Origin of the sequence: Delftia sp. SD018 (assembly GCF_017355445.1) — a bacterium.
Taxonomy (GTDB): domain Bacteria; phylum Pseudomonadota; class Gammaproteobacteria; order Burkholderiales; family Burkholderiaceae_C; genus Comamonas; species Comamonas acidovorans.
On record NZ_JADDRN010000027.1, the window covers coordinates 75,194 to 87,433 of the forward strand.

Here is a 12,240-nt window from a genome sequence, read left to right on the forward strand (position 1 = left end):
GCAATCGCTGATGTGCCTTTTGCCGTCGGTATGTCCTGATGTGGAAAGCGCGCAGAGACAGGCTCCTCACAACGCCAGATGCAAAGCCTCCCCCGTCTCCTGCGCAGGCACGGCGCAGCAGATCAGGGCCTCGCCTGCTGGCACGGCGAAGGAGGGTGGCGAGGCATAGGTCACCCCGCCCTGCAGCACACGCGCGCGGCAGTCGCCGCAGCTGCCGCCCCGGCAGCCGAAGGCGGGCTCCAGCCCCCGGGCCTCGGCTACTTCGAGCAGGCTGCCGTTGCCGGGCTTCCAGCGCGCTTCCTTGGCCGAGTCGGCAAAGATGATGCGGACAGGCTGTGTGGCGGGTGCCGGCAGTTCGGCGGCGGGGGCTGCACCGGCCATGGATCGCTTTAGGGCCGAGGGACCGAAGGCTTCTGCGTGGATGCGCTCGTCGGGCACATTGCGTTCGCGCAGGCCGTCATAGGTGGCCTGCATGAAGGCGTCCGGGCCGCAGAGGTAGAAGTCGTAGTCGTCCCAGGGCAGGGTGGCCTTCAACAGGGCCATGTCGATGTGGCCCTCATGGTCGTAGTCGCGGCCGGCCTTTGCCGTGCCGGGCTGGCTGAGCGTTCGCACCCAGTGCACCTCGGCATCGCCGGCCTTCACCAGTTCGGCAATCTCCGTGTCAAAGGCCCGTTCGCTGCGCGTGCGAGCCGCCTGGAACAGCCAGGTGGGCCGCAGGCTGCGGGTGCGCCGGCCTTCGTGGACGATGTGGCGCAGCATGGCCAGCAAGGGCGTGATGCCTATGCCCGCGGCCAGCAGCACGGCGGGGCGGCGCAGGGCCGCATCGGCGATGAAGCTGCCAGCGGGCGGGCGGGCCTCGACCAGATCGCCGGGCTTCAGGCCATGCAGATGGCTGGATGCGCGGCCTTGCCTCTTGACGCTGATGCGCAAGCGCCCGTCCGAAGGCGCCAGCGACAGCGTATAGGTGCGCTGCAGATGGCTGCCGTCCGCCAGCGTGAGGCGCAGCGGCAGGTGCTGGCCGGCCAGGGGGGCCACCCTGGCCATGCCATCGGCCGGCTCCAGGTAGAGCGAGCGGATGGTGGAACTCTCATCCACGGCCTGCGCCACCCGGAACGGCCGCCACTGCCGCCCCAGCCGGGCGGCGGCCAGGCGCTGGCTGGCATCGGCCCAGCTTCCGGTCATCTGCAGGTGGGGCGACCAGCCGTCGGCTGCCATGCTCCAGCGCAGCGGCAGGGCGTCGGGCCGGCGCACGATGCGGCGGGGCTTGAAGGTCCACAGGCGCTCGGCGCCCTCGAAGGCGGCGATTTCCGGGGAGTCGAGGATGACGCTGGCCTCGCCCGTCATCTGCAGCATTTCCCCGGTTTCGGAGTCGATGAACAGCAGGCCCGCCTTGGGATTGACCAGGAAGTTGCCCAGGGTCATGAAGAACAGGTTGCCCGAGAAGTCGGGGATGGTCAGCGTTCCATCGGCGTCGATCCGCACAAAGCCCGGCTTGCCGCCACGGTGGGAGACATCGACCTGGCGCGAGCCGTCCCCGTCCTCAACGTAGGACGCCACGTAGAACGTGTCCGCCTGCGCAATCAGCTCCCGCGCGCGCGGGTCCAGCGATGCCAGTTCGACCGCCGGCACCTGCGTGGGCTCGTCCGCAGGCCGGACGAACCGGACGCTGCGGTTCTGGATATAGCGCGGGCAGTTGCCGAAGCTCTGGACCACGCCGATGTCGAAGGCGCCCGCCCCATCAACGCCTGTCTTGCGCCGCACGGTGCCGTTGAGCCGGTTGCGCCGGCGCGTCATGGGGTCCATGCCCAGCAGGCCCACGGCGCGGCCATCGGCCAGGCCGGGCTCGGCCGGGTCGGCTGCGTCACGGCCCGCCGCCACATGCAGGGTCGATGGATCGGGAGAGTGCAGGAAGCCCGGCTCGCCGGCCCGTACCGTGGCCCAGGCATCGCCTTGCGCATCCACGCTGCCCAGCACCACGAAATGCAGCAGAGGGTAGAACTCGCGGTGCTGGTCCAGCAGGAAGGGGCGCAGGAACTTGCGGCCCGGCATGTCCATGCGGCCCACGACGCCAACGCTTTGCTGGATCGCCAGTTCGCCCGCATGCCAGGGCGAGGCGGGGTTTTGCGGGGATTGCGGGTGCATGGTGCGCTCCTTTGCCGGGGTTCAGGGGAGTTGTGGCTCAGGCACTCAGGCCCGCAGGCCGGCCGGTGTCTGGGCGAATGCCACGAAGCCCGGCAGCGCCTCGATGCGGCCCAGCCAGGCGCGCACTTCGCGGTAGGGCTGCAGGTCCACATTGCCCTCGGGCGCGCTGGCGATGTAGCTGTACAGGGCCACGTCGGCAATCGTGGGCGTAGCGCCGGTGAGGAAGGGGCGGGTGGTCAATTGCGCCTCGATCTTGCCGAGGATGGCGTGGGCGCGGGCTATCACTTCCTCGGCCTGGAAGGGGGCCTTGAACACCGTGACCAGCCGGGCCGCCGCCGGGCCGAAGGCGATAGGGCCGGCGGCGATGCTCAGCCATTTCTGGATCTCGGCCTCGGCCTGTGCGCCCAGGGGCATCCAGTCCTGGCGGTCCAGCTTGCGCGCCAGGTAGACCAGGATGGCGTTGGAGTCGGCAATCACCGTGCCGTTGTCGTCCAGCACCGGCACCTGGCCCAGCGGGTTCAGCGCCAGGAATTCGGGCTTCTTCTGCGCGCCGTTGGCCAGGTCCACGTGGACCAGCTCATGCTCCACGCCCAGCAGGCCGAGGAAGAGGCGGGCGCGGTGGGCGTGGCCGGACAGGGGAAAGTGGTAGAGCTTCATTGCGGTTCCTTGGGGTTGGTGAAGGCGCCGGTTGTCGGCGCCACGGGACGTATCCTCCTTCTCCGCCCGCATCTTTAGAATCCCTGGCGGCGGCAAGTCACTCTTGCGGGAACGCGAACAAAGCGCCGGCGCAAACCTGGGCAGGCCTGCGCGGGCCGCTCGCAGCCGGGCAGACACACGACAAAGACAAGGCAGGCACAGATGGATCGCTTCCAGTCCATGACGGCATTTCTCGCAGTGGTGGACACGGGCGGCTTCGCCTCGGCCGCACGCCGGCTCAAGGTCTCGCCCTCGGTGGTGACGCGGGCCGTCTCCGACCTGGAGGAGCGCCTGGGCGTGCGCCTGCTCACGCGCACCACGCGCTTCGTGCGCGTGACCGAGGCCGGCACCGCTTATGCGGACAGCTGCCGCCGCATCCTGGCCGAGCTGGAAGAGGCCGACGAGCATGCCGCCAGCGCCCATGCCGCACCGCGCGGTCGGCTCACGCTCACGGCGCCGGTCAACTTCGGGCGCATGCACGTGCTGCCCGTGGTGCACGACTACCTGGGCCGGTTTCCCGAGGTGGACGTCAACTGCTGGTTTGTGGACCGCGTGGTCAGCCTGGTGGACGAGGGCGTGGACGTGGCCGTGCGCATCGGCGATCTGCCCGATTCCTCGCTGCAGGCGATCCGCGTGGGCAGCGTGCGGCAGGTGCTATGCGCGTCGCCCGCATACCTGGCCAGCCACGGCGTGCCCCAGCGGCCCGAGGAGCTAGCGCAGCACACCACCATCACTGCATCCGGCCTCACCTCCACGCCCGAATGGCGGTTTCTTGAAGGCGGCAAGGCCCTGGCCGTGCGCCTGCAGCCGCGCCTCATGTCCATGACCAACGAGGCTGCGGCGGACTGCGCCCTGGCCGGGCAGGGCATCACGCGCCTGCCGCTCTACCAGATCGCCAAACCCGTGCAGGACGGCGCACTGCGCCTGGTGCTGGAGCCCTTCGAGCGGCCGCCGCTGCCGATTCATTTGGTGCACAGGGAAGGGCGGCACGCCGCGCACCGCGTGCGGGCGTTCATCGACATGGCGGTGGATGCGCTGAGGGTGGCGGCGTTGAGGTGGTAGCGGCCATTGCCGGGAAGCCATATCCCGCGCATTGCAAACCATGTGCACCAGCGCCGAATCGCTGGATTGCGGCTTTGTCGATCAGGCCGAGGTCAGGCGCAGGGAGGCTGCGCAGGTGGCTCGGGAAATGACTTCGGGGTTGGGCGCGTAGGCAAGCATGGCGTTTCTATTGGGAGAATCGGGTTGTTTCTCCCTGCAATAGATAGGCAAATGCCATTTCGCCGGACGGCGTATTCTTCAACTTGAAGCGAGTGACATTCAGAACACCGTGCCAGCCCGGTGGATGTGAATAGCCATCAATCGCCGTCAATTTGAAAGTCTGCCATTTTCCATGGTTGTGAAATTCGCCTTTCCCGTTGCGAACATGCCAATTGACCTCTCGAACGCGCAGGCACTCGGTGCCATTGGCTGTGTTGTCATTGCATTGCACATGTTGCGCTTCGACTTCCAGAAGAATCGGCTGGCCCTCACTTCCGTACTTCGTTTTTGGTGTGGGTTCGCCTTTCAGTCCCCAGCGGCTACCATCGGCAAAGCGTAGTTGCAAATGGGGCGGTGCGTCGGCGATTGCCCTTGTCAATGTGTAGTGAAATTTCCTTGACAGCAAGTCACTTGCCCATTTTTGCAGTTCCATCAATGGCTCGGGACACCCGGCCATCGTGTAGATGCCGGGCTTGATCTGGAGGCTTCCATCGGCATCCATCTCATATTTCCAGTTCATGAAATTGCATATCCGTGTGCCGAAATCTCCATCTTTGGAGAACCAGAGCTTTATTGAGGGGCTGTCTGGTGTTTTCCAATTCTTTTTCTCTTTGCCTACGGCATCGAAAGCCTGCTGCAGGTTCCACTCGTAGGCAGATAAATATTCCGCGTCCTTGTCTTGATGCGGTAGCGCACTTTGGCTGGCAATGTGTTCCATGCCGTGGCTTGCAGTGGACAAAAGTATGGCTGCCAGGAATTGAAGAAAAGCTTTCAATTGACGCCCTCAAGGTGGTGACCGAGAACCCGCTATCGCAGGGAAGATGCCTCCACCCAGATCGTATGCCCTGGGTGGTGTTCCTCAATGGTGGACACGGCATCGTCGATCAAAACGCGGTCCTCCAGCGAGTAGGCAAAGCGGCTGAGGTTGGACCATTGTCGGGCGGCGTAGTCGGCCTCGGAAATCGCGTCGCTGCCGCACCAGATGGCGTCGCTTTCGGTGGCGGCGCGAAGTGCCTGTGCCAAGCCGGTAGGTGTGATCGCCAAGAAGATCATGGGCATGTGGTCCGGGTGTTGATGATGGACAGTTTGCCTTGGATGGCCCGGCGGGCGGGCCTGCCTGGATCAAACAAAACTAGAATGATAGTCATTCTCGTTTTCGATGGTTCTCCTCCCCCCGGCCATGCCCACCCCTTCCGCCTCCTGGACCGCTGCGCGCTGGCACCAGCTTTTCTGTGCCTGCCAGCAGCAACTGGTGGCCTATCTGGCCGGCAAGACCGGCAGCCGTGATGAGGCGCAGGAACTGGCCCAGGAAACCTGGCTGCGCCTGGCCGATGCGCCGCCGCAGCTGCCCGATGGCAGCTCGCCCACGCTCGAAGCCGCGCGCGCCTACCTGTTTGCCACGGCCAAGCATCTGGCGATAGACAGGCTGCGCCAGCGCGGTGCGCAGCAGCGCTGCATGGACGACTGGGCGCAATTGCAGCCCGAGGCCGAAGGCGATGTGGCCGACCGCGCCATGTACCGGCAGGCACTGGCCGTGGTGGAGCGCACGATTGCAGACCTGCCCGAGCGCATGCAGGCCGCCTTGCTGGCCCACCGCCTGCATGGCGAGCGGCAGGCCGACATCGCCCGGCGCCTGCAGGTCTCCCTGAACACCGTGGAGCGCGACCTGATGCAGGCCGATGCCTGCCTGGAAGCCGCCTTGCTGCGCTGGCGCGGCGGGGTGGAGGCGGGCTTGCAGGCCTCTTCCAGAAAGCGGCGGCGGCGTGCCCTGAGCGCGCTGCTGGGCGTGGCCGGCATGGCCAGCGGGGCCTGGCCCGCCTGGCAGATGTGGAGCCGCCGCGTGCTGTGGCAAGGTGAACTGGCCAGCGCCACGGGCGTGCAGCGCAGCCTGGAGCTGCCCGATGGCAGCGTGCTGCGTGTGGACGCCGCCAGCCGCGTGGCACTGACCTACCGTGCCGACCTGCGACAGGCACGGCTGCTGGAAGGCGCCGCCTTCTTTGCCGTGGCCCGCGATGCGGCGCGGCCCTTTGTGGTGGAGGCCGGCCCCCTGCGCGTGACCGTGCTGGGCACGCGCTTTGGTGTGGAACTGGAGCCCGATGCGGTGCGCGTGCAGGTGGAGTCGGGCCAGGTGCGGGTGGAGCATGCAGCCACCGGGCGCAGCCAGTTGCTGCAGGACAGCCAGTCGCTGCGCATTCCCCTGGACGGCGGGGCAGGAGATGCCGACGGCGCTGCCTGGCAGCCGCAGCTCCAGCAACGGCCCGCGGCCTGGCGCGAGGGCGAGCTGGTCTTCGAGCAGGAACCGCTGGGCCGCGTCGTCCACCGTCTGGGCCGCTACACGCGGCGCCGCCTGGTGGTGGAGGAGGGCGCGGCGCAACTGGCCATCAGCGGCCATGTGCGCATTGCCCAGACCGAGCGCTGGCTGCGCGGGCTGCCGCAGTTCGCCCCGGTGCAGGTCAGCGTGCTGGACGACGGCGGCCTGCGGATTGCGCGGCGCGGCGGGCGCGCGGAGCCGTGAAGTTTTTTTCAGGGTTTTTGGGAGTGACTCGTATTTGCATATGAAAGGCCGGGCGCCCTGCCTGTGCCGGCGATTCGCAATGAGCCTGTCTTCCAGAAAGTCCTTATGTCCGCTCCCAAGTCCTCCCGATTCCGATTCCGCCTCCGCCGCACAGCGGTTTTTCATGCATGTGCAGGCCTGGTGCTGGGCCTGCAACTGCAGTTGGCCGCCGCGCAATCGGTGTCCTTCGACGTGCCGGCCCAGCCGCTGGCCCAGGCGCTGAGCCAGTTTGCGCGCCAGGCGGGGCTGCAGCTCACCTACTCCTCCGAACTGGTGCAGGGCCGGCAGGCCCCGGCGCTCAACGGCAGCCACGATGTGCGCCAGGGCCTGGCGGCATTGCTGCAGGGCAGCGGCCTGCAGGGGCGCATCGAGGGCGGCACGCTGACCCTGCTTCCTGCTGCGGCCAACGCGCCGGAGAACGCGCACCGCCTGTCCGAGATCACCGTCACGGCCGGCGACCAGTATGTGAGCCTGCTGCCCGCGCCCTACGCCGGCGGGCAGGTGGCCAAGGGCGTGCGCCTGGGCGTGCTGGGCAATACCGGCAACATGCAGGCGCCGTTCAGCACCACCAGCTACACGTCCGAGGCCGTGCGCAACCAGCAGGCCGGCACCATTGCCGAGGCGGTGAACCGCGACCCTTCCGTGCGCTACACCGTGCTGCCAGGCGGCAACGTGGACAACCTCTATATCCGGGGCTTTCCGATCTGGGAGGGCAACTCGGGCGAGATCGCCTTTGACGGCATCTACGGCATTGCCCCCAACTACCGCGTGCGCACCGAGTACGTGGACCGCATCGAGGTGGTCAAGGGGCCGGGCGCGCTGCTGTTCGGCATGTCGCCCAACGGCTCCGTGGGCGGGGTGATCAACATCGCGCCCAAGCGCGCCAATGAAGATGTGGCGCGGCTGACCACGGGTTGGACTTCGGACAGCCTCTGGCGCGCCCACGCCGACGTGGGCCAGCGCTTTGGCGACGAGGCCCAGTACGGCATCCGTGTGAACGCCAGCAAGTACGGCGGCGATACGTCCATGGACCATCAAAGCACCGACGGCCATGTGCTGGCGGTGGCGCTGGACTACGAGGTGGAGCGCTTCCGTGCCACGCTGGACCTGCTCTCGCAGGACGAGCGCATCGACGGCGTGGGCCGGCCCATCATGCCCACGGGGCTCACCTCCATGCCCGCTGCGCCGGATGGCCGTCGCAACGTGACCCAGCCCTGGGAATGGTCCAAGAACCGCGAGCGCGCCGTGCTGCTGCGCACCGAACTGGACCTCACGCAGCAGCTCACGCTGTTCGCCAACATCGGCCAGTCGCGCGCCGATGTGGACCGCATCTACGACTCGGCCCCGCGCCTGACCAGTGCTGCGGGCGCCACCAGCATCACGCCCACCTACGCGGTGTTCGACGTGGACCGCAGCACCATTGATGCGGGCCTGCGCTCGCGCTTTGCGCTGGCCGGTGTCAAGCATTCGGTCACGCTGCAGCTGGCCAGCTACCGCGAGGATTTTCACCGCGCGCTGCAGGCGGGCTCCACCGTGGTGTCCAACATCTATGCGCCCATTGCCCACGCGCCGCAGAGCATTGCGCGGCCTTCGGCCATTCCGCGCATCCATGACAACCGCAACACCAGCCTGGCCCTGGTGGACACGCTCTCGCTGCTGCAGGACAGGCTGCAACTGTCGCTGGGCCTGCGCCACCAGGCCATCAAGTCCACCAACTACAACGTGCTCACGGGCGGCGCCGCCAATGTCTACGACGAGAGCGTGACCACGCCCGCCGTCGGCGTGGTCTGGCGCCAGGCGCCGAACTGGAGCCTCTACGCCAACTACATCGAAGGCCTGAGCAAGGGCGACATCGCGCCGCCCGCCGCCAGCAACTACGGCGAGGTGCTGCGCCCCTACAAGAGCCGCCAGTACGAAGTGGGCAGCAAGTACGACTTCGGCAGCTTCATGGCCACCGCCGCCCTGTTCAGCATTGAAAAACCCAGCGGCGGCCTGGACCAGGGCGTCTACAAGACCAACGGCGAGCAGCGCAACCTGGGCATGGAGCTGTATGCCTACGGCGAGGCCGCGCGCGGCCTGCGCCTGCTCGGTGGCGTGACCTGGCTCAAGCCCGAGATCACGCGCTCGGCCACGCCTGCGCTGGTGGGCAACCGGCCCATCGGCACCTCGCGCCTGCTGGCCAACCTGGGCGTGGAATGGGATGTGCCCGCTCTTGAGGGCCTGACCCTGGTCGGCGACCTGGCCTACACCGGCGCCCAGTTCGTGGACCAGGCCAACCGCCTGCGCATCCCGGGCTGGACACGCACCGACCTGGGCCTGCGCTATGCCACCCGCATCGCAGGCCGCAAGACCACGCTGCGCGCCACGGTGCAGAACGTGGCCGACCGCAAGGCCTGGGCCGGTGTCACGTCCTGGGGCGCCGTCTCGCCGATGATTCCGCGTACCTTCGTGGTATCGGCTTCGGTGGATTTCTGAGGCATTTCTGAGGCACCTGGCGGCCTAGGCGCCTTCCGTAGCCGAGCGAATGGCGGCGCTCTGCGCCGCAGGGGCTCCCTGGCCGTCACGCACTGCGGCTTTGCGTGCCGGCAGCCATCGGCAGGCAGCCAACGCCGCCAGAACCGCCAGCGCCGCGCAGCCGAAGATGACCTGCAGCCCGTGGCCCAGCGCGGCGGTGACGGCATCGGCGTGTGCTGCCAGGGGGCTGGCCGCAGCCAGCTCCTGTTTCATCAAATGGCTGAGCAGGGCTGCCAGCATGGCCACGCCGGCGGCGCCGCCCAGGCTGCGCAGCATGACGGGTGCCGCCGTGGCAATGCCCAGGTGCCGGGCCGGCGACACACGCTGCGCCACCACGGTGATGATGGGAAACATCAGCCCCAGTCCCAGGCCCAGCGGCAGCAGTCCTGCGGACAGGGCCAGCGGCGCCTGCGGCAGCCAGTGCAAGGCCGCGGTGATCAGTCCGAACGACAGCAGCATCAGCACGCAGGCCACCCGGGCGAGCGACGCGGCTGGCGTCTGGGCGCGCAGGCGCCGGCCGCTGCCAACGGCCCCTGCGGTGATGCCGGCCATCAGTGGCGCCAGGTGCCAGGCGGAGCCGGTAGGCGACAGGTGCAGGCCAATCTGCAGATACTGCGGAAGGAAGACAACGGCCGCATACAGCGCAACGCCCGTGGACAGAGCCAGGAAACTGACTGCCGCGTAGGCCGGGTGGGCAAACAGCGACAGGGGCAGCAGCGGATGGGTGGCGCGGCGCTGGCGCACGAAGAATGCCAGGGCGAACTTGGCGCCCAGGGCCAGCAGCACCCACAGCGACAGCTGCTCGGGCAGATTCAGGTGGCTGTGCTGGGTGGCCAGCAGCAGGCTGACCAGGGCTGCGGCCAGCAACACGGCACCCAGCCAGTCGATGCGCTGGCGGGGCAGGGGCTCGGCGGCAGCCTGCGGCGCAGCCGCCCTGGCGGGCAGCGCCCATGCCAGCACCCCCCAGGCCAGCCCTGCGAGCGGCACATTCAGCCAGAACGCCCAGTGCCAGGACAGATGCTCCACCAGCGCCCCGCCCAGCAGCGGGCCGACCATGGTCGATACGCCATAGGCGGCGCCCAGCAGGCCCTGGTAGCGGGCCCGTTGTTCAGGCGCAAACAGGTCTGCAAGGGTCAGCATCGTCAGCGTCATGAGTCCGCCGCCGCCTGCACCCTGCAGGGCTCGCGCCAGCACCAGCTGCTGCAGGTCATGGCTGGCACCACAGGCCAGGGAGCCGACCAGGAACAGGCCGATGGCCAGCAGCAGCATGGGCTTTCTGCCCAGCACGTCGGCCAGCCGCCCGTACAGCGCAATCACCACGGTGGCCGCCAGCAGATAGGCCGAGAACACCCAGGCCAGCGGCCAATGGCCCGGCAGTTCGCGGGCCATCACGGGCAGGGCGGTCGAAAGAATGGTCTGGTCCAGGGCCGCGAGGACGAGCGTCAGCACGAGCATGGCGAAGCAAAGCCGGGGCAGGTTCCGCCGACCGGGCGGGGAAGTCGGCGAGGTTGTGGGCATGGGCGTCATGGGCGTGCAGCGGCGAGGGCTTGGGTTGGGGCAACGGCCGCCAGTGTCGGGAGCGGTGTGGGTTTTGTACAGTGCAATGTATTGAACGTATGATTTCGTATGGCGAACACATACGACCTCAACCTGCTGATTGCACTGGATGCCTTGCTCAGCACCGGCAGCGTGACGCAAGCGGCCGGGCGCATGCACCTGAGCACTCCCGCCATGAGCCATACGCTGGCACGCATCAGGGAGGCGTTTGGCGATCCCATCCTGGTGCGTGCGGGCCGCAGCCTGGTGCCCACGCCGCGCGCCCTGGCCCTGGCGGAGCCGGTGCGCGCGCTGCTGGCCCAGGCGCGGGCGCTGCAGGACCCTGTCGATGCGGGAGGACTGGCGGGCCTGCGCCGCCGCTTCGTGGTGCGGGCGCCCGAAGGCATTGCCGTCGTCTTCGGTGCCAGCCTCTCGCGTGCGCTGGAGGCGGAAATGCCGCTGGCTAGCCTGCAGTTCCTGCCCGAAACCCATGCCGACCCGGGGGCCCTGCGCGAAGGCCGCATCGACCTGGATGTGGGCAGCTTTCGCAGCATGGACCCGGAAACCGAGAGCCTGGTGATATCGGAGCAGACCCTGGTGGGCGTCGTGCGCGCCGGCCATCCCCTGTTGAAATCCGCCAGAAAGTCGCAACGGCTGAGCGCCGCGCAGTTCGCCGCCGCGCGCCACGTCGGCATCACCCAGCGCCCGGGCGAAAGCTCGCCCGTGGACGCTGCCCTGGAGGCGCTGGGCCTGCAGCGGCAACTGGCGCTGCTGGTGCCCAGTTCGTTCTCGGCCTTGATTGCGGCCTCCCGCACCGACCTGGTGGCCTGCGTGCCGACACGCACGGCGCATGGCATGGCCGCATCGCTGGGGCTGGTGGTGTTTGCCCTGCCCATCGACGTGCAGGTGCAGCCCATGCGCATGGCCTGGCATCCGCGCCATCAGGCGGATCCCGCGCATCAATGGTTGCGCGACTGCATTCAAAGGCAGCTCGATGATCCGCAATGGATCAGGCCTTCCGTGGCATCGCTGACGGATGGGGCCGGCAGGGGGGTTACCTGATCCGCACCGTGGCGGGAGTAGCCCGGTTCTCCCACCATCGGTCTATGCTCGCGGCATGAACGCAAGCAAGACCCTGCTGATCGTCTACCACTCCATGACTGGCGGCACCCGCCAGATGGCCGAGGCCGCGCGCGACGGCGCAGCGGCCGAAGGCCAGGGCGTGCAGGTGCGCCTGCTGCACGCCTCCGAGGCCGGCCCCGACGATGTGCTGTCCGCCGACGGCTACCTCTTCGCCACCCCGGAAAATCTGGCCGCCATCAGCGGGCAGCTCAAGGACTTCTTCGACCGCAGCTACTACGCGGCGCTGGACCACCTCAATGGCCGGCCCTATGCCAGCCTCATCTGCGCGGGCAGCGACGGCCAGAACGCCGCCCGCCAGATCGCCCGCATCGCCACCGGCTGGCGCCTCAAGCCCGTGGCCGAGCCCCTGATCATCTGCACCCACGCCCAGACCACCGAAGCCATCCTGGCGCCCA

Annotated in this window: 10 protein-coding genes; 5 read left to right on the forward strand and 5 right to left on the reverse strand. The window is 68.1% G+C overall.

Annotated elements, in window-relative coordinates:
- Nucleotides 1–66: 66 nt before the first annotated feature.
- Together INR38_RS23050 and INR38_RS23055 are read right to left on the reverse strand one after the other, a co-directional pair.
- Nucleotides 67–2,142: a pyridoxamine 5'-phosphate oxidase family protein gene (locus INR38_RS23050; protein WP_207443331.1), complete on the reverse strand. Its 2,076-nt coding sequence runs from the start codon at nt 2,140–2,142 to the stop codon at nt 67–69.
- A 45-nt stretch (nt 2,143–2,187) separates the two neighbouring features.
- Entirely contained in the window at nt 2,188–2,799 is a 612-nt protein-coding gene (locus tag INR38_RS23055) for a glutathione S-transferase (RefSeq protein WP_034392716.1), read from the reverse strand.
- Between the two features lie 201 nt (nt 2,800–3,000).
- Here INR38_RS23055 and INR38_RS23060 point away from each other — a divergent pair, with 201 nt between their 5' ends.
- Nucleotides 3,001–3,900, forward strand: a complete 900-nt coding sequence (locus INR38_RS23060; protein ID WP_207443332.1) for a LysR family transcriptional regulator — start codon at nt 3,001–3,003, stop codon at nt 3,898–3,900.
- 166 nt (nt 3,901–4,066) lie between these two features.
- Here the strand turns inward: INR38_RS23060 and INR38_RS23065 are convergent, their stop codons facing one another.
- Nucleotides 4,067–4,816, reverse strand: coding sequence for a DUF4377 domain-containing protein (locus INR38_RS23065; protein WP_207443333.1), 750 nt, complete (start codon nt 4,814–4,816; stop codon nt 4,067–4,069).
- Between the two features lie 89 nt (nt 4,817–4,905).
- Entirely contained in the window at nt 4,906–5,151 is a 246-nt protein-coding gene (locus INR38_RS23070; protein WP_207443334.1) for a hypothetical protein, read from the reverse strand.
- 127 nt (nt 5,152–5,278) lie between these two features.
- Between INR38_RS23070 and INR38_RS23075 the strand changes: the two genes are divergently transcribed.
- Both INR38_RS23075 and INR38_RS23080 read left to right on the forward strand, forming a co-directional pair.
- Nucleotides 5,279–6,613, forward strand: coding sequence for a sigma-70 family RNA polymerase sigma factor (locus INR38_RS23075; protein WP_207443335.1), 1,335 nt, complete (start codon nt 5,279–5,281; stop codon nt 6,611–6,613).
- A gap of 180 nt (nt 6,614–6,793) precedes the next feature.
- Nucleotides 6,794–9,127: a TonB-dependent receptor gene (locus INR38_RS23080; protein WP_347566770.1), complete on the forward strand. Its 2,334-nt coding sequence runs from the start codon at nt 6,794–6,796 to the stop codon at nt 9,125–9,127.
- 24 nt (nt 9,128–9,151) lie between these two features.
- On the opposite strand, the gene INR38_RS23085 is transcribed toward INR38_RS23080, so the two are convergent.
- Complete coding sequence (locus INR38_RS23085) at nt 9,152–10,693, reverse strand: MFS transporter (RefSeq protein WP_207443337.1); 1,542 nt, start codon at nt 10,691–10,693, stop codon at nt 9,152–9,154.
- Between the two features lie 99 nt (nt 10,694–10,792).
- On the opposite strand from INR38_RS23085, the gene INR38_RS23090 reads away from it, so the two are divergent.
- Together INR38_RS23090 and INR38_RS23095 are read left to right on the forward strand one after the other, a co-directional pair.
- Nucleotides 10,793–11,764, forward strand: a complete 972-nt coding sequence (locus tag INR38_RS23090) for a LysR family transcriptional regulator (protein ID WP_071955464.1) — start codon at nt 10,793–10,795, stop codon at nt 11,762–11,764.
- Nucleotides 11,765–11,819: 55 nt separating this feature from the next.
- Nucleotides 11,820–12,240, forward strand: a 421-nt coding sequence (locus INR38_RS23095; RefSeq protein ID WP_207443338.1) for an NAD(P)H-dependent oxidoreductase, incomplete at its 3' end; no start/stop codon positions are given.